Source organism: Bradyrhizobium sp. 191 (genome assembly GCF_023100985.1).
Taxonomy (GTDB): Bacteria; Pseudomonadota; Alphaproteobacteria; order Rhizobiales; family Xanthobacteraceae; genus Bradyrhizobium; species Bradyrhizobium diversitatis.
The window spans coordinates 3,891,256-3,908,781 of the sequence record NZ_CP064692.1 but is presented as its reverse complement, the minus strand read 5'-3'; the positions used below and the strand labels follow the sequence as shown (position 1 = coordinate 3,908,781).

The window sequence follows — 17,526 nt, the reverse complement described above, 5'->3', positions numbered from 1 at the left end:
CTGCTGCTTCTGGGCCGGTCGTGGCGACGCCGCGGGCTCCTCCGGCGGCGCAGAAAAATTCCCTCGTGGTTCGGCCTGGTCCTACTCGTTCTCCTTCTCGATATCGCGATGGCCGTGCTCGCCTGGTTCGCCGTCGATGTCGTCCTGCATTGAGAGCTCGCCCCTGCACAGGTAGAACGTCGCCGCCAAATAGGCGAGCTGGCCGGCAATCAGGCAGCCGACGACGATCGGAACGCCCGTCCAAAATCCAAAGCCTGAGCTCTGAAGGACCGTTGCTGTAACGATCGCGGTCGCCGGCGAGACCAGCAGCAGAGTCCAGACTCGGAAGATGAGCCCCGTCGCAAGGCCAGTGATTGCGCTCGCGAGCAGGAGAAGGAGTACAGCCGTCACAATAGCTTCCCGGTCCAGTGATCTGCGTCGTGTTCTCGCGCTGAAGCTGAGCCAAGTGGAGTGCTCTCACAAGGATGGTGACGGCCGCGGAGTGCACAACGCAGAGTTATTGTTAACCCTGACAATGCTCGTAAAATTGAAGTCAGTGCATCGCGAATCTTCGGATTCAACGAATGGCGCAAGCACAGCGCCGGATCATCGATCCCGGTCTTCGTCGCTTCGCCTGTCCTGTCGAACGGCGGACCAAAGCTCCTGCGCAGCTCGGAGGTGAGGAATTTCAGCTGGTGGTGCTGGAACTGTCGCGGGCCGGCGCCAGCGCCTCGGCTGTGGCCTGGCGGCGATCTTCTGGACAATCGCCGGGCCTTCGGTCACGATCTCGCCGCTGTCGAGGCCCGGCGCAGGGCCTGGCCTCCAGGGGTCAAGCTTCAGATAGTCCTCGCCCATTTTCGAGCTTCCTGGCGCCGATTCGACCTCGACCATCTCATAGGGCAGGCCGGCTGACAGGAGGGCCATGGGGGGACGGCGAGCAGGCACCGGTCGAATCCTACGGTTTCGCGGAATTCCGCCTGATGCTTGGTTCGGCCGAAAGAGCAACTACATGCACCTGCTTGAAATAGTCAAGATTGATGCAGGTGCATCAAATGGAGTAAGAGACGGGCGACGAACTTGAGCGGGACCATGAAACGCAAACCATCGACCGAGGCAACGGCTGCCTGGATCCGCCTGATGCGGGTGCAGAGCCGCGTGCTCGATTGCGTCGAGCAGGACTTGAAGAAGGCCGGCTTCCCACCGCTGGCCTGGTATGATGCGCTGCTCGAATTGTCGCGGGCGCCCTCGGGCGAGCTGCGGCCGGTCGAACTCGAGCGGCAGATGCTGATCCCGCAATATTCCACCTCGCGGCTGATCGATCGCCTGGTCGACGAGGGCCTTGCCTCGCGGCGCGAATGCAAGATCGACAAGCGCGGCCAGTTCGTCGAGATCACGGAAGCCGGCCGCGAGTTGCAGAAGCGGATGTGGGGCGCCTATTCGGCTGCGATCGAGAAATATGTCGGCTCGAAACTGTCCGATGCCGACGCCGTCAAGCTCAGCAATCTGCTCGATCGCCTGGGCTGCTCGTGCGGCGAGGTGAAACTGCCGCCCGCGGGCGTCAACGAAAGCATGCCGTCGCGATGATCGCGCGGCAAACCGCTCGTCCGCGCAACCGGTGGGTTCGCGGGCCATCCCTGTCACCGCGCGCGTTCGGTCGAAGCGCCTTTTGATTAGAGTTTGATATGGCGCGAGACCAGATCGATATGACGCCGCTGCAGTCACGCGACGAACTCGTCGCGTGGTTCGAGGCCGGCTGCAAGGACCCGTCCGAATTCCGCATGGGCACCGAGCACGAGAAGACGCCGTTCACGCTCGACGGCCACCGTCCGGTGCCTTACGAGGGCGCGCGCGGCATCGGTGCGCTGCTCGAAGGCATGAAGCTCCTGCTCGGCTGGGAGCCGATCATGGAGAGGGGCAACATCATCGGTCTCTACGACGTCACCGGTGGCGGCGCGATCTCGCTCGAGCCCGGCGGACAGTTCGAGCTGTCCGGCGCGCCGGTCGAGAACGTGCACCAGACCCAGGGCGAGTTGATGGCGCATCTGGCACAGGTGCGCGAGATCGCAACGCCGCTCGGCATCGGCTTCCTCGGGCTCGGCATGACGCCGTCCTGGTCGCGCGCCGATATCCCGGTGATGCCCAAGGGCCGCTACAAGATCATGACCAATTACATGCCGAAGGTCGGTCAGTACGGCCTCGACATGATGTACCGGACCTGTACCGTGCAGACCAATCTCGACTTCTCCTCCGAAGCCGACATGGTCAAGAAGCTGCGCGTCTCGCTCGCGCTCCAGCCGGTCGCGACGGCGCTGTTCGCCAATTCGCCGTTCACTGAGGGCAAGCCGAATGGCTTCCTGTCTTTCCGGTCCGAGATCTGGCGTGACACTGACAACGCGCGCTCAGGCATGATGCCGTGGGCCTTCGAGGACGGCATGGGGTTCGAGCGCTATGTCGACTACGCGCTCGACGTGCCCATGTATTTCGTCAAGCGCGGCGAGGAATACATCGACGTGTCCGGCTCCTCGTTCCGCGCGTTCTTCGAGGGCCGCAACAACAATCTTCCCGGCGAGCGTCCGACGCTGTCGGACTGGGCCAACCATCTCTCGACGATCTTTCCGGAAGTGCGGCTCAAGCGCTATCTCGAGATGCGCGGCTCCGATGGCGGTCCGTGGGGCCGCTTGCCGGCGCTGCCGGCGTTCTGGGTTGGGCTGCTCTACGACGACGTTTCGCTCGACGCCGCCTGGGACATGGTGAAGCTCTGGACCGCGCATGAGCGGCAGGCCCTGCGCGATGACGTGCCGCGCTTCGGCTTCAAGGCCCGAATCAAGGATCGCTATCTGTTCGAGATCGCCAAGGAGTGCCTCGTTCTGGCACATGCCGGCCTGCGCCGGCGCGGCCGGATCGACCAGCTTGGCCGCGACGAGACCCGACACCTCGAGCCGCTCGATCGCATCATCGATTCCGGCCGGACGCCGGCGGAGGAGATGCTGGAGAAGTTCAACGGTCCCTGGAAGGGCTCGGTGGAACCGGTCTACGCGGAGTATGCGTTCTAGAGCTTGTTTGCGCATGATCTTCTCGGAAAACCGCGTCACACTTTTCCGGATCATGCTTTAGGCCAACGATCGGGATTCGAGCCGTTCATCGCCCATACAGGTTTGCGGCGATCAAATGGCCGGCCGAAAAAACCTGAGCGCCGTCAATAACTCGAAAGCTGTTCCGATGAGGAAGGGCCGCCTGTCCGGGGCCGTCATGGCCAGCGTCGCGGCATGTGTGACGCTGCTTTCGCTTGCATTTGTGAGCGTGCCGGCGCCTGCCCAGACGGCGTTCGATCGCCCCGGCGGCGACTACTTCAGCACGCCGGTCACGTCGGGCGATCCCGAGGATTGCGCGCTGCTTTGCGAGCGTGATCGCCGCTGCCGCTCCTGGAGCTTCAGCTATCCCGACGTCGAAGGCGGCTCGGCGGTCTGCTGGCTGAAGAACACCGTGCCGCCGCGCGTGCCGGGAAGTTGCTGCATCTCCGGGGTGCGCGGCGCCGGCGTGATCGAGCCGCGCGTCGAGGGCGTCGAGACCTCGATCGACCGCCCGGGTGGTGATTTGCGCAATTTCGAGCTCAAGGACGGCGAAAGCGTAGAGGCCTGCAAGGCCGCCTGCACCGCCGACAACAAATGCCGTGCCTTCACCTATGCCCGCCCCGGCTACACCGGGCGCGAGGCGCGCTGTTTCCTGAAGAAGGAGATCAAGCCGCCGCGCCGTAAGGCGGGGTTCACGTCGGGCGTGGTGCGGTAATATTCGTACTGGTGCCCCGGACGCCATCAGCGCGTTTACGCGCGGCTGCGCTGCAGAGTCGGGGCCCATGCCACACTGCATTCTGTTGCGCATGGGTCCCGGCTCGGCGCCGCATCGTTCACGATGCGTCTTGTCCGGGACACGTGGGGCTTATGCGTCCGCCGCAACCACCGTGAGCTCGGGCCACAGTGCCTTCCATCGCGCGGCTTTCGTCTCGTAATTAGCGATTGAAAAATTCGGCGCCCGGTTGGGCCGCACGATCAGCCTTGCGACGTCATCGAATCCGTGGGGCGCATAGACGTCGAAACTCTCGCCCGCGCGTCTCACTCCGATTTGCGTATTCTCGGTGAGGAAACGGTCGATGCCGTCCGTCGAGCACGTCAGCGGCGGATAGGGCAGGCCATGCTTGTCAGGGTACCACAGATGCACCCGCGCCTGGTTGCGGATCTCGATCTTGGCACCGAGATGCGCGAGCCGCGCATGCAGCCTGCGGATCACTGCATCTTCCGCCTCCCACGACGTATCGGGATCGAAGTAGAACACGTCGTAGTCGGCGATGCCGTGACCGATCGCACGGCCGGTGAGCACGTTCCACACCGTCTGCACCAGGCAACCCGCGACCAGCCAGGCATCCGGCAGCGCAAGCTGCGCGAGGGCGTCGGCAATCGCAGCGTTGACGGGATTTCTCAGGGCAAGCGTGAGGAATTCGTCACGGTTCATCGTGAAGGGGAGAGACTTCCGCTCAATGCACGGCGGTGAAGAACCGGGCGAGCCTGAACCCGGACAGCCAGGTCCACACTGGCTGACCGCGCATGCCGAGATCCCAGGAGCCAAGCACGGCATCGGCACGGCCGATCAGATTGTCGATCGGCAACAGGCCGACGCCGCCGGCGCGTAGCGGCACGCGGCTGTCGGCGGAATTGTCGCGGTTGTCGCCGAGCACGAAGAGATGCCCGGCCGGCACCGTCACTTCAGGCGTGTTGTCGAGCGGGCCGTTGTCGCGCATCTTGAAGATCAAATGCGAGACGCCGTTCGGCAGCGTCTCGACATAGCGATAGGCAGGCTCGCTGCCGCCACGGTCGTCCTCGGCGGCGCCGACGCCGTCGGGCTTCAGCTCGGCCGGGCGGTCGTTGATGAAGAGCTGGCCCTGCCGCATCTGGATGCGATCGCCGGGCAGCCCCACGACGCGTTTGACCCAGGCCTGCGAGCGGTCGCCGGGCCAGCGGAACACGACGACGTCGCCGAGCTTTGGCGTCTCCGCGAACACCCGGCCGCTCTCGGGCAGGCTGATCTGAATCGGCAGCGACGAGGTGCCGTAGCCATAGGGGAATTTCGAGGCGAGCAGCGCATCGCCGATCAGCAGCGTCGGCTCCATCGAGCCCGACGGCACGTAGAACGGCTCGGCGAGCGCGCCCTTGGCGATGAAGACCGCGGCGACGATGCCGGCGAGCTGCACGAGTTGGCCACCCCAGCCGCTGCTTTTCCGCTTGGGGGTGACAGTCACTTTGTCTTCCACGCTCATGCGCCCGTTCCACCCACCGTGATGCGTTCCATCAGCAGCGACGGCTGGCCGACGCCGACCGGCACGCCCTGACCGTTCTTGCCGCAGGTCCCGATGCCGGTATCGAGCGCAAGGTCGTTGCCGATCATGCGGATGCGATGCAGGTCGGTCGGCCCGTTGCCGATCAGCATGGCGCCCTTCAGCGGTGCGCCGATCTTGCCGTTCTCGATCTTGTAGGCCTCGGTGCACTGGAACACGTACTTGCCCGAGGTGATGTCGACCTGGCCGCCACCGAAATTCGCGGCAAACACGCCGTTCTTGACCGAGGCGAGGATCTCGGCGGGATCGCGGTCGCCCGCGAGCATGTAGGTGTTGGTCATGCGCGGCATCGGCACATGGGCGTAGCCCTGACGACGGCCGTTTCCGGTCGGCTTCATGTTCATCAGCCGCGCGTTCTGGCGGTCCTGCATGTAGCCGACGAGGATGCCATCCTCGATCAGCACGGTGCGGTTGGTCGGCGTGCCCTCGTCGTCGATCGACAGCGAGCCGCGCCGCGAGGCGATGGTGCCGTCGTCGACGACCGTGACGCCCTTGGCCGCGACCTGCTGGCCCATCAGGCCGGCAAAGGCGGAGGTCTTCTTGCGGTTGAAATCGCCCTCCAGGCCATGGCCGACGGCTTCATGCAGCATCACGCCGGGCCAGCCGGCGCCCAGCACGACGTCCATCTCGCCGGCCGGCGCTGGAATCGATTCCAGATTGACCAGCGCCTCGCGCAGCGCGCCGTCGGCGGCCTCGCGCCAGGATCTACTCTCGATGAACTCGGCATAGCCGGCACGGCCGCCATAGCCCTTGCTGCCGCTCTCCTGGCGGTCACCCTGGCCGGCGACGACGGAAATGTTGACGCGCACCAGCGGACGGATGTCGCGATAGCTCTCGCCGTCGGGCCGCAGGATCTCGACGACCTGCCAGGTCGCGCCAAGGCTGACGCTGACCTGCCGCACTCGCGGATCCTTGTCGCGCAGGTAAGCGTCGATCTCGGCGAGCAGCTTGACCTTGGTCTCGAAGCCGGGCGCATCGAGCGGATTGTCGTCACTATAAAGCCGCACGTTGGTATGCGCCGGCGGCGCCGCGAAGCTGCCGGAGTAGCCGCCGCGCACGGCGGCGACCGCGTCGGCGGCGCGAATCAGCGCCGGCAGCGACACGTCGGAGGAATGGGCGTAGCCAACCGCATCGTCCTTGACGGCGCGTAGGCCAAAGCCTTGCGAGGTGTCGTAGGTCGCCTGCTTCAGCCGCCCATTGTCGAACATCAGCGCTTCGGTCTGGCTGTATTCCAGGAACAATTCGCCATCGTCGGCACCCGAAAGCCCGCGCGCGACCTCGTGGCGAACCTGGTCGCGGTCGAGATTGGCACGGTCGAGCAGGGAGGTTGTTGCAGGGTTGGTCATGCGTCCGTCCATTATCGGGGGGCTGTGAGGCAAGATAATGGTTTCGGACCGGTTCCGCGAGGCGCCAAGCCTCACATTACGGAAACAATAGGATCGCTCACCGGTGCCCTATCCGCCGCTACGGCAGCTTGTCGTAGCCCTCGCCGAGCCCGTTCAGGCTGAGCGGGAAGCCGATGCCTTCTTCCGGGGTCTCGAAGATGATGAAGGTCGCGGTCTTGGCGTTCCGCAGCTGGCCCAGCAGCTTGTCGTCCATCACCACTTCCGCCACGCAGCCGTTGGGCAGGCATCTGACGAAACCGGCGCGGCCGACGTCCTGGTTGTCGAGCTTGAGGCCGAGGCCGGAGGGCAGCAGAACACCCAGCGGCGCCACCACGCGCATCAGGCGGCTCTTCTGGTCTGCGGTTTTCAGCACGATCACGGTCAGGCCGGCATTGGAGCGGTCTTCCGCCACCACGCTCTGGATCAGCGCGCATTGCTCGGTCTGGGCGCCGGGCGGGGTATCGCAGCGGATCTGCCAGTCGCCATGGACGGAGCGCACCGCGCCCTGCGCATGGGCGAGGCCGGGGAGCGCCGGGAGGACGATCGCGGTCAGGAGGGCGGTCAGCGCCAGGAGGCCGCTAGCCGGTTTTGCCATCGATCTCGAAAGCCCCATCGGGTCGGTCCCTCTGCTCGCCTGGGTCGCTCGCGCTGGCAGGCCAATCTGGCGGACTGATACGGGAATGACGGCGTCTTGAAGGCGCTTCCCAAGCAAATTCCGCGCCGCCTCGCGCCGCCGCCGCCGGCACGAATCAGGCTCCTGCGCGGCCATCCGCCAGTGCCTACCGCGGGCAATTCCGCTGTCAAGCCGCGGCATCCCGGCAAACGGTATTTTTGTTTGATGTTGCTGGGAAATATCTTGCCGGTGATGGCTGACAGACCGAGCTCAAGACTGCATTGCGATAGATCAAGAATTATGGTTTGAGAGGCTTGATTTCGCGTTCTAGCGATCTGGCCCCAATTCCTCTTAGAGGTATTCTTGCGTGGCGGTTTGTCGGACTGGCGGATCGAATAAGCGTTTCCCGGAAGCAGGGGAATGCACTTGGGGTGATTTCGTAAGGGGAGCGCGAACGGCATGAGGATGTCGATGGGTCGGGTGGGCCGGCAATTGCTGGGATTGGCCACCATCGCCTTGGTGGCGGCTGGCGTCACGCTGGGGACGGGTGGTGCGGCGTTCGCCGAGCTCGGGCAGCCGGCGCCGTGGGAGTGGACGCTGCAGCAGTCCGGTTCCCCGGTGATGGACAATATCGTCTGGTTCCACAATTTCCTGTTCGTGCTGATCACCCTGATCACGCTGTTCGTTCTGGCGCTGCTGGTGATCGTGGTCATCAAGTTCAACGCGAAGGCCAATCCGGTGCCGTCGCGGACCACTCACAACACGCTGATCGAGGTGGCCTGGACGCTGGTTCCGGTGCTGATCCTGGTCGGCATCTCGGTGCCGTCGTTCCGGCTTCTGTTCCTCCAGCTCGACATTCCGAAGGCGGACCTGACCGTCAAGGCGACGGGCAAGCAGTGGTACTGGTCCTACGCCTATCCCGACAACGGCAAGTTCGAGTTCGACTCGCTGATGGCCCAGGACAAGCAGCCCCGCCTGCTCGGCGTCGACAACGAGATGGTGGTGCCGGTCAACAAGGTGATTCGGGTCCAGACCACGGGCGCGGACGTCATCCACGCCTTCGCGCTGCCGGCTTTCGGCGTCAAGATCGACGCCATTCCGGGCCGGCTGAACGAGACCTGGTTCAAGGCCACCAAGACCGGCATGTATTACGGCCAGTGCTCGGAATTGTGCGGCAAGGATCATGCCTTCATGCCGATTGCCATCCGCGTGGTCAACGACCAGGAGTTCGCCTCCTGGGTCGAGGCGGCCAAGAAGAAATTTGCGAGCGGCGGCACCAGCACCTACGCCTCCGCGGCCGGCCCGACGCAGTAAGCGTCGGGGCTTGAGGGACTGAAAGCGATAAAAGGGCGGGACCTCCAAAGGTCCGAATGGGACGCAAGGCAGGATTTGAAAATGGCAACGAGCGCAGCGGCACACGGCGATCACGCGCAAGACCACGGACATGACGAGCACGCCCATCCGACCGGGTGGCGGCGCTACGTCTACTCGACCAACCACAAGGACATCGGCACGATGTACCTCGTCTTCGCGGTCATCGCCGGCGTCATCGGCGCCCTGATGTCGATCGCGATCCGCGCCGAGCTGATGTACCCGGGCGTGCAGATCTTCCACGAGACGCACACCTACAATGTGTTCGTGACCTCCCACGGCCTGATCATGATCTTCTTCATGGTCATGCCCGCGATGATCGGCGGCTTCGGCAACTGGTTCGTGCCGCTAATGATCGGCGCCCCCGACATGGCGTTCCCGCGGATGAACAACATCTCGTTCTGGCTGCTGCCGGCGTCCTTCGCGCTGCTCCTGATGTCGACCTTCGTCGAGGGCGAGCCGGGCGCCAACGGCGTCGGCGCCGGCTGGACCATGTACGTGCCGCTGTCGAGCTCCGGCCATCCGGGCCCGGCCGTCGACTTCGCGATCCTGTCGCTGCATCTGGCGGGCGCCTCGTCGATCCTCGGTGCCATCAACTTCATCACCACCATCTTCAACATGCGCGCGCCGGGCATGACCTTGCACAAGATGCCGCTGTTCGTGTGGTCGATCCTGGTGACGGTGTTCCTGCTGCTGTTGTCGCTGCCCGTTCTCGCCGGTGCGATCACCATGCTGCTCACCGACCGCAATTTCGGCACGACGTTCTTCGCCCCCGACGGCGGCGGCGACCCCGTGCTGTTCCAGCATCTGTTCTGGTTCTTCGGTCACCCCGAGGTGTACATCCTGATCCTGCCCGGCTTCGGCATGATCAGCCAGATCGTCTCGACCTTCTCGCGCAAGCCCGTGTTCGGCTATCTCGGCATGGCCTACGCCATGGTCGCGATCGGCGGCATCGGCTTCGTGGTGTGGGCGCACCACATGTACACGGTCGGCATGTCCTCGGCGACGCAGGCCTACTTCGTCGCGGCGACGATGGTCATCGCGGTTCCGACCGGGGTGAAGATCTTCTCCTGGATCGCCACGATGTGGGGCGGCTCGATCGAATTCCGGGCGCCGATGATCTGGGCGGTGGGCTTCATCTTCCTGTTCACGATCGGCGGCGTCACCGGCGTCGTGCTGGCGAACGCGGGTGTCGATCGCGTGCTGCAGGAGACCTACTACGTCGTCGCGCACTTCCATTACGTGCTGTCGCTCGGCGCGGTGTTCGCGATCTTCGCGGGCTGGTACTACTGGTTCCCGAAGATGTCGGGCTACATGTACAATGAAGGGCTCGCCAAAGCGCACTTCTGGGTCACCTTCATCGGCGTCAACCTGGTGTTCTTCCCGCAGCACTTCCTCGGCCTGTCGGGCATGCCGCGCCGCTACGTCGACTATCCCGACGCCTTCGCGGGCTGGAATCTGATCTCGTCGCTCGGCTCCTACATCTCCGGCTTCGGCGTGCTGATCTTCCTCTACTGCGTGATCGACGCTTTCGCCCGCAAGGTACCGGCGGGCAACAACCCCTGGGGTGCCGGCGCGACCACGCTGGAGTGGACGCTGTCCTCGCCGCCGCCCTTCCACCAGTTCGAAGTGCTGCCCCGCGTGCAGTAAGCAATCTTCCGCGGCGCCCGTGACGGGCGCCGCGGTGCTACAACGAAGCGAGTAGATCTAAGTGTCCGTCCTCGACCAGAACGCCATCGACATCAATCCCCGCATCTCCGAAGCGGAGGTTGGCGATTACATCGCGCTGCTCAAGCCCCGCGTGATGTCGCTGGTCATCTTCACCGCGCTGGTCGGGATGGCGATGGCGCCCGGGCATTTCCACCCCGTGCTGGCGATCACCTCGCTGCTCTGCATCGCGGTCGGTGCGGGCGCCTCCGGGGCCCTCAACATGGCGCTCGAAGGCGACATCGACGCCAAGATGTCGCGCACCGCGAACCGGCCGATCCCGCGCGGCCGCATCACCCGTCCCGAAGCCATGGCGTTCGGCATGACGCTCGCCTTCTTCTCGGTGATGACGCTCGGCATTCTCGTCAACTGGATCGCAGGCAGCCTGCTTGCTTTCACCATCTTCTTCTACGTCGTGATCTATACGATGTGCCTCAAACGCTGGACCGCGCAGAACATCGTGATCGGCGGCGCCGCCGGCGCGCTGCCACCGGTGGTAGCCTGGGCTGCGGTAACGGGCACGGTCGACGTCGAGCCGCTGCTGCTGTTCGCCATCATCTTCTTCTGGACCCCGCCGCATTTCTGGGCGCTGGCACTGTTTCGCTCCGACGACTACGCACGCGCCGGCGTTCCGATGCTGCCCAACGTCGCCGGGCCCGACGCGACCCGTCTCCAGATCCTGCTCTACACCATCGTGTTGATCGCGGTCGCCGCGGCGCCCTGGGCGCTCGGCTATTTCGATGCCGTCTACGGCATCGTCTCGCTGATCCTCGGCGCCGGCATGCTGGTGCTCGCGATCAACGTCTATATGCGTCGCGAACGCAGCCAGTCGCTGCGCGCGACCCGCAAGCTGTTTGCCTTCTCGATCCTGTATCTGTTCGCGCTGTTCGCGACCCTGCTGGCCGAGGTCGTGTACCGGGCGCTTGCTCCGATGGTTGGGGGCGCATGAGGCAGGAATGGCTGACAAACCCGAGCCAGATGGAATCGTCCTCACAGAGGCGCAGCGGAGGAGCCGTCGTCAGCGTTCGATCGCAATCGCGCTCGCGCTCGGCGTGCTCGTGGTGCTGTTCTTCGCCGTCACTATGGTCAAGGGACCGGCAGTGCTAGTGCGGCCGATGTAGGTAACATGGATCACGAGCCGACCATATCGCGGGATCAGAACCGGACGGACACGAAGCGTCGTCTCGGCGGCCTTGGTTTCAGTGGCCTTGGTTTCAGTGGCCTTGGCCGCGACGCGCTGGTCGCCTCGATCTGCGGCGGCGTGGTCGCGCTGATGGTCGGTGCGTCCTACGCGGCGGTGCCGTTCTACAACTGGTTCTGCCGTGCCACGGGCTTCAACGGCACGACGCAGGTCGCGACCTCCGCGCCGGCCACCGGCCCGATCTCGCGGAGGATTTCGGTGCGCTTTGATTCCAACGTCGCGCCCGGCCTGCCCTGGAAGTTCGAGCCGGAGCAGAGCGAGATCGAGGTCAATATCGGCCAAGTCGTGACCGTCTTCTACACCGTGACCAACCAGGCCGCGCGCACCACCGCGGGCCAGGCCGCCTACAACGTCGCGCCGCTGACGGTCGGCTCCTATTTCCAGAAGATCAACTGCTTCTGCTTCACCGAGCAGACCATGGCGCCCGGCGAGAAGCGCGAGATGCCGGTCGTGTTCTACGTCGATCCCTCGATCGTCGACGACCACGAGAATGACGGGCTGAGCTCGATCACGCTGTCCTACACGTTCTATCCGGTGCGCGATCCCGTGGTGAAGCCGCTCGCCGCCAGCGAGGACAACAAACGCAAGGGAAATCTTTGACCGCCAGGCTCACGGTCAGGCGGTTGGAAACAAGGGGATAAGTGCCTGACAGGCACGGGATTGAGGAGAGAGACGGAATGGCTACGGCGCACACCAAGCATCACGACTATCACCTGGTCGATCCCTCTCCCTGGCCGGCTGTCGGTTCGCTCTCGGCCTTCATCATGGCGGTCGGCGCGATCGCCTGGATGCACCACATGTTCTCGGCCGCGCCGATCGTGTTCGGCGTCGGCACCGTGGGCGTGCTCTACACCATGGCGAGCTGGTGGGGCGATGTGATCAAGGAAGCCCAGTACAAGGGCGACCACACCCGGGTCGTGCAGCTGCACCACCGTTACGGCATGATCCTGTTCATCGCCTCGGAGGTGATGTTCTTCGTCGCCTGGTTCTGGGCCTATTTCAATGCCGCGCTGTTTCCGGCCGACGCCGTCCATGCCACCCGCGATGCTGTGTTCGGCTGCGGCCTCGGCACGCAGCCCGGCGCCTGCTCTGTTCCCGGCACCTGGCCGCCGAAGGGCATCGAGACGTTCGATCCCTGGCATCTGCCGCTCCTGAACACGCTGATCCTGCTCACTTCCGGCACCACCGTGACCTGGGCGCACCATGCGCTGCTCGAGAACGACCGCCAGGGCCTGAAATACGGCCTGATCCTCACCGTCGTGCTCGGCGCGCTCTTCACCTGCGTGCAGGCCTATGAGTATAGCCACGCGGCGTTCTCCTTCGCCGGCAATGTCTATGGCGCGACCTTCTTCATGGCGACCGGCTTCCACGGCTTCCACGTGCTGGTCGGGACCATCTTCCTGCTGGTCTGCCTGTTCCGCGCCTATGCCGGCCATTTCACGCCGAAGCAGCATCTCGGCTTCGAGTTCGCCGCCTGGTACTGGCACTTCGTCGACGTGGTCTGGCTGTTCCTGTTCCTCTGCATTTACGTCTGGGGACGCGGCGCCGAGACCATGGCCCACGCCGCCCATTAAGTTGCATCGAACCGATCAGAAAGGGCGGCCCCAGGGCCGCCCTTTCGCTTGCCGGCCGCCGAACGTTCGGCGGAAACTGTGATAGGGTCCGCCATCATGAACGACACCGCCGGCCCACCGCAGCCCGAAACCACCGTCCTGCAAAGCGCGATGCGCGGGCTCGCCTGCAAATGCCCGCGCTGCGGCCAGGGCAAGCTTTATGCGGGCTTCCTGACGCTCGCGCCCGCGTGCGACCGCTGCGGCCTCGACTATGCCTTCATCGATACCGGCGACGGCCCGGCGATCTTCATCATCATGCTCGCCGGCGGCATCGTTGTTGCGTGCGCACTCATCGTCGAAGTCAAATACCAGCCGCCATATTGGCTTCATGCCGTGCTCTGGCTTCCGCTGATCCTCGCCACCACGCTGCTGCCGCTGCGTGCGATGAAATCGCTGCTGATCGCGCTGCAGTTCCACCACAAGGCGGCGCCGGGCCGGTTGGTCGACCGCGCAAAATGAGCGAGCCCGCGCGCAAGGCCCGCGTGGGCGGCTTCGCGCTGTTCACGCTGTTCCTGACGGCTGCGTTCGTCGCGCTCGGTGTCTGGCAGTTGCAGCGCCGGACCGCCAAGCACGAGCTGATCGCGGCACTCACCGAGCGGCTTGCGGCGGCGCCCGTCGCACTGCCGCCGCCGGCGCTGTGGACCGCGCTGAATCCTGCTCGCGACGAATTCCGCCGCGTCAGCTTCACGGCCACCTACGCGGCCCTGCCCGATGCGATGGTCTATTCCTCCGGCTCCGCGGTGCGCAAGGACGCTTCCAGCCCCGGCACCTGGGCGTTTCTGCCGGCGCGGCTATCCACGGGCGAGACGGTCGTGATCGATGCGGGCTTCGTCGAGAACACGATGCAGGATCGCGGTGTCGAGGACCGCGCGGTGAAGAAGCTCGTCACGGGCCAACCGGTGGCGCTCACCGGCTATCTGCGCTTTCCCGAGGCGCCGGGCTGGCTGACGCCGGCGGAGAATCGCGACAAGCGGCTCTGGTTCGTGCGCGATCACCTGGGAATCGCGAGTGCGCTCGGCTGGGGTACGGTGGCGCCGTTCTATGTCGATCTCGAGCATCCCGCGCCCGCGAACAGCATTCCGCGCCCGGGACCGCTCGACGTGAATCTGAAGGACGATCACCTGCAATATGCGGTGACCTGGTTCACGCTGGCCGGCGCGGTTCTGATCGCCTTTGCCGTATGGGCAAGAGGCCGGCGGCAGGGCTGAGCTTGTTCGGAACCATCTTGAGGAACCCGGTATCGCCCGGGGTTTATTATTCAGCGCATATTCACGAGTGTGGTCCTAAGCCGCTGGTTCTTTTCGCGGCAGACAGGATTGCGGCGTGAGCGATTTCGACCAGATGGGAATTATCGTCGATTGGGTGGACGCCTGCCGGAAGGGCGACCTCACGGCGCTGCTCGATCTCTATGCCGATGACGCCCAGCTCGAATGCGCGTGCAACGGCACGCAGCGATATCAGGGACGGAGCGAGCTCGAAGCCTATTGGCAGCCGCGGCTCAGCGCCTTCTCCTCGGCAGGTTTCGGGCTGGAGGAAATCCATCCGACGCCCCACGGCGTCGATCTCGAATATTCCGTCGCCGGCGCGCTGCGCATTCAGGCCTCGTTTCGTTTCAACCCGGAAGGCAAGATCCGCAGCACAATATGCGAGCCCGCGCGCCAGAACGCGCATGACGGCTGCGTATGCTAGTCTAGCCTGCTGACGGCGCGTCCCGCGTCGTTTCGACAGGAAGACGGCAGCGGACGTAAGTTCGCTCATCCACGCGCAACAGGGACAGCGATCCGCTGAGCGCGCGCACGCGCTCATGCATGCCGGTCAAGCCCCGGCCGAAGACGTTGCCCGCAGGAAGGCCGCCGCCGTCGTCGGAGATCTCGATCGCGAGCGTCTCGCCGGCGACGGTCGCCCTTACATGGGCGTTGCTGGCGTTGGCATGGCGCAGCACGTTGGTCAGTGCCTCCTGGATCAGCCGATACATGGTTTGGGCCGCCGGCCCGTCGATCGCGTTCAGATCGGCGTCGATCGTGTCCGTCAGGATGATGTGCGGTGCCTGATTGCGAAAGGTCCGGAGCAGCGTCTGCACGCTGGTCGAAAGGCCGAGTTCCTCGATATAGAGCGGCCGCAGCCGGTCGAGGATACGACGATTGGTCTGCTGGAGCGCCTCGACCGATTGCAGCAGGCTCTGTGCGGAATTACCGAACTTTCCCGCCGCCGGCGCAGCCTCGACCAGCGCGATCGTGCCGGCGCGGATGCTGAACAGCAGCGGTCCGAGTTCGTCGTGCAGTTCGCGGGCGAGATCGCGCCTCTCGTCGTCCTGGAGCGACACCAGCCGGTGCATCAGATCGCGATTGTCCTGGCTCAGTTGCGCCAGCGTTGCAGCCAGCGCATTCGCCTCTTCGCAGCCTTGCCGGATTTCCGGCGGACCCCCGACCGGAATCGGCCTGGTGTAATCGCCCCGTCGTATCCGCGTGAGACCTTGGCCGAGATCTTGCAGAGGCCGCAGGACGGATCCCGCCAAGACATAGGCGATCGTGCCGGTAAGAACCATCAGCACGGCGACCAGGCTGGTGAGCGCGAGAAAGCCGATCCATTTCTCGAACAGATCGGCCGACATGTCCTGCAGGAATACGATATCGCCGATGCGTCTGCCGTCGATCATCACCGGGGATGCCGCGTCCATGTCGGGGGTGGCGAGAAGATCGATGAACCATTGCGGCACGCCATGCGGCTTGTGCAGGCCGTCCTTCGGTGACGGTGCGGGACCCGCATCCAAGGCGCGGAATTGGATATCGGAGGAGGTGTCCAAGGAATGGACAAAGGCGTCGAGCGTCCGCCGTGGATTGTCCGATGTGCGCAGCGTGTCGTTGAGCGCGGCGGCGATGGCCTCTGTCGAACGCCGCCTCGGCTCGTTCTCCGCCGCCAGTTGGTCCGTTGCGAATATATGGAGCAGCACGCCCGCCAGGATCAGCGCCGCCAGAAAGCTGGCGCCGAGCGGAAGAAACAGTTGCGTCCTGAACGAAAGTCGTTGCCACATTAGGTCAATTCTAACGCGCCCCGGCGGGATTTACCCTTTCCATTTATTCCCGCCGGTCTATGAGTCGAAAAACAAGAGAGTGCGCGATGCAAGATACCGCCAAGCTAGCGACCAGGGTCCTGATCGTCGACGACCATCCCGTGGTGCTGTCCGGTTGCCGCACCCTGTTCGCGTCCGACCATTCAATTCGCATTGACGAGGCGAGCGACGCCAAATCCGGGCATCGCGCCTATGTCAGCAAGCGGCCCGACGTCACCGTGATTGACATCAGCCTGCCCGATGTCTCCGGCTTCGAGCTGATGCGACGCATCCGCAAGGACGATCCCGACGCCAAGATCATCATGTTCAGCATGAACGACGATCCGGCCTTCGTGGTGCGGGCAGTCGAGCTCGGGGCGCAGGGCTATGTCTCCAAGGGCGACGATCCCCGGATCCTGCTGAAAGCGGTACGCAAGGTGGTCGCGGGCGACAATTTCATCTCGCCGCAACTCGCCGAGGCCGTGACGTTTTCCGGTGCGGCCATCAAAGCCAATCCGGCCTCACAGATGACGCCGCGGGAGCTTGAGATCCTGCGCCTGCTTGGACGTGGCGACAAGATCGTCGAGGTCGCCGAGGCGCTCGGCATCTCTTACAAAACCGTGGCCAACACCACATCCCTGCTCAAGCAGAAGCTGGGCGCCAAGAACCACTCCGACCTGATCCGGATCGCGGTGGAAATCGGGATGAACTGATCTTCTGCCAGCGACCGAACCGGCTGCTCCAGGATGCAGCGGTTCGGTCGACGGATCGACGCCGCCGTTGGCCGGGCAATGCATGGGCAACGGGCGGCACCCATCCGCGGACACAATGAGCCGGACCTGTATTCGTTCCTGCAGCAGAAGGTGCTTCGGGAAAGAGTAGCATTCTGAAATAAGCCTCCGGCTGAATTGCATCAGTCGGCGCCCGGAACGATTCGGGAAAAACAGGAACATTTTACGGCCGGCACGGTTTTGGCCTTGACGACTTCGTGGCAGGCGACGAATGCTTGCCGGAACAGTTTTGACGGGCGCGACCCTGACGAGGCAAACCGGTCTGCACACAACGACAGACCTTCCAAGAGAAGGGCTGCGGCAATGCCGCAGCCCTTTTTCATTGGGCGACGGAAGGGCCGGAAGCGGTTTCCCGATGCCGCAAAACACTTTATGGTGGCCCAAAGCCTCTGGCTGTTATCAAGTAGTTTCGTAAGATCAAAGGCTTAAGG

At 64.3% G+C, this 17,526-nt stretch carries 19 protein-coding genes; 13 read left to right on the top strand and 6 right to left on the bottom strand.

Annotation, left to right across the window (positions count from 1 at the left end; translation table 11 throughout):
• Window positions 1–81 precede the first annotated feature (81 nt).
• Window positions 82–390, bottom strand: a complete 309-nt coding sequence (locus tag IVB23_RS18185) for a hypothetical protein (RefSeq protein ID WP_247804516.1) — start codon at window positions 388–390, stop codon at window positions 82–84.
• Between the two features lie 678 nt (window positions 391–1,068).
• On the opposite strand from IVB23_RS18185, the gene IVB23_RS18180 reads away from it, so the two are divergent.
• From IVB23_RS18180 to IVB23_RS18170, 3 genes are all read left to right on the top strand, one after another.
• Window positions 1,069–1,563, top strand: coding sequence for a MarR family winged helix-turn-helix transcriptional regulator (locus IVB23_RS18180; protein ID WP_061882499.1), 495 nt, complete (start codon window positions 1,069–1,071; stop codon window positions 1,561–1,563).
• A 98-nt stretch (window positions 1,564–1,661) separates the two neighbouring features.
• On the top strand, window positions 1,662–3,032 hold the full coding sequence (locus tag IVB23_RS18175; protein ID WP_247804515.1) for a glutamate--cysteine ligase: 1,371 nt from the start codon (window positions 1,662–1,664) through the stop codon (window positions 3,030–3,032).
• Window positions 3,033–3,198: 166 nt separating this feature from the next.
• Window positions 3,199–3,765: a PAN domain-containing protein gene (locus IVB23_RS18170; protein WP_247804513.1), complete on the top strand. Its 567-nt coding sequence runs from the start codon at window positions 3,199–3,201 to the stop codon at window positions 3,763–3,765.
• A 150-nt stretch (window positions 3,766–3,915) separates the two neighbouring features.
• Here the strand turns inward: IVB23_RS18170 and IVB23_RS18165 are convergent, their stop codons facing one another.
• The 4 genes from IVB23_RS18165 to IVB23_RS18150 all read right to left on the bottom strand — a co-directional run bounded on the left by IVB23_RS18165 (window position 3,916) and on the right by IVB23_RS18150 (window position 7,363).
• Window positions 3,916–4,485, bottom strand: a complete 570-nt coding sequence (locus IVB23_RS18165; RefSeq protein WP_247804511.1) for a nucleotidyltransferase family protein — start codon at window positions 4,483–4,485, stop codon at window positions 3,916–3,918.
• A 22-nt stretch (window positions 4,486–4,507) separates the two neighbouring features.
• Window positions 4,508–5,287, bottom strand: coding sequence for a signal peptidase I (gene lepB / locus IVB23_RS18160; RefSeq protein WP_061882496.1), 780 nt, complete (start codon window positions 5,285–5,287; stop codon window positions 4,508–4,510).
• The gene (tldD, locus tag IVB23_RS18155; RefSeq protein WP_247804509.1) at window positions 5,284–6,711 is read right to left on the bottom strand and encodes a metalloprotease TldD; all 1,428 of its coding nucleotides are present in this window, start codon (window positions 6,709–6,711) and stop codon (window positions 5,284–5,286) included. Before tldD ends, lepB begins: the two co-directional genes overlap by 4 nt.
• Window positions 6,712–6,829: 118 nt before the next feature.
• Complete coding sequence (locus tag IVB23_RS18150) at window positions 6,830–7,363, bottom strand: invasion associated locus B family protein (protein ID WP_247804502.1); 534 nt, start codon at window positions 7,361–7,363, stop codon at window positions 6,830–6,832.
• Window positions 7,364–7,822: 459 nt separating this feature from the next.
• Between IVB23_RS18150 and coxB the strand changes: the two genes are divergently transcribed.
• The 9 genes from coxB (at window position 7,823) to IVB23_RS18105 (ending at window position 14,944) form a co-directional block, all read left to right on the top strand.
• Entirely contained in the window at window positions 7,823–8,677 is an 855-nt protein-coding gene (gene coxB, locus IVB23_RS18145; protein WP_061882495.1) for a cytochrome c oxidase subunit II, read from the top strand.
• Between the two features lie 81 nt (window positions 8,678–8,758).
• Window positions 8,759–10,384, top strand: coding sequence for a cytochrome c oxidase subunit I (gene ctaD, locus IVB23_RS18140; protein ID WP_061882494.1), 1,626 nt, complete (start codon window positions 8,759–8,761; stop codon window positions 10,382–10,384).
• A gap of 61 nt (window positions 10,385–10,445) precedes the next feature.
• On the top strand, window positions 10,446–11,390 hold the full coding sequence (locus IVB23_RS18135) for a heme o synthase (protein WP_061882493.1): 945 nt from the start codon (window positions 10,446–10,448) through the stop codon (window positions 11,388–11,390).
• A gap of 7 nt (window positions 11,391–11,397) precedes the next feature.
• Entirely contained in the window at window positions 11,398–11,562 is a 165-nt protein-coding gene (locus IVB23_RS18130) for a CoxF protein (protein ID WP_131872116.1), read from the top strand.
• 5 nt (window positions 11,563–11,567) lie between these two features.
• Window positions 11,568–12,242, top strand: a complete 675-nt coding sequence (locus tag IVB23_RS18125; RefSeq protein ID WP_247804500.1) for a cytochrome c oxidase assembly protein — start codon at window positions 11,568–11,570, stop codon at window positions 12,240–12,242.
• A 77-nt stretch (window positions 12,243–12,319) separates the two neighbouring features.
• Complete coding sequence (locus tag IVB23_RS18120; protein WP_197968579.1) at window positions 12,320–13,216, top strand: cytochrome c oxidase subunit 3; 897 nt, start codon at window positions 12,320–12,322, stop codon at window positions 13,214–13,216.
• Window positions 13,217–13,312: 96 nt separating this feature from the next.
• Entirely contained in the window at window positions 13,313–13,714 is a 402-nt protein-coding gene (locus IVB23_RS18115; protein ID WP_061882490.1) for a DUF983 domain-containing protein, read from the top strand.
• Window positions 13,711–14,463 (top strand): SURF1 family protein, encoded by a 753-nt coding sequence (locus IVB23_RS18110; protein WP_247804494.1) that lies wholly within the window; start codon window positions 13,711–13,713, stop codon window positions 14,461–14,463. Before IVB23_RS18115 ends, IVB23_RS18110 begins: the two co-directional genes overlap by 4 nt.
• A 115-nt stretch (window positions 14,464–14,578) precedes the next feature.
• Window positions 14,579–14,944: a nuclear transport factor 2 family protein gene (locus IVB23_RS18105; protein WP_061882488.1), complete on the top strand. Its 366-nt coding sequence runs from the start codon at window positions 14,579–14,581 to the stop codon at window positions 14,942–14,944.
• Between the two features lies 1 nt (window position 14,945).
• On the opposite strand, the gene IVB23_RS18100 is transcribed toward IVB23_RS18105, so the two are convergent.
• Window positions 14,946–16,286, bottom strand: coding sequence for a histidine kinase (locus tag IVB23_RS18100; protein ID WP_247804492.1), 1,341 nt, complete (start codon window positions 16,284–16,286; stop codon window positions 14,946–14,948).
• A gap of 86 nt (window positions 16,287–16,372) precedes the next feature.
• Between IVB23_RS18100 and IVB23_RS18095 the strand changes: the two genes are divergently transcribed.
• Complete coding sequence (locus IVB23_RS18095; protein ID WP_028178165.1) at window positions 16,373–17,017, top strand: response regulator transcription factor; 645 nt, start codon at window positions 16,373–16,375, stop codon at window positions 17,015–17,017.
• Window positions 17,018–17,526 lie beyond the last annotated feature (509 nt).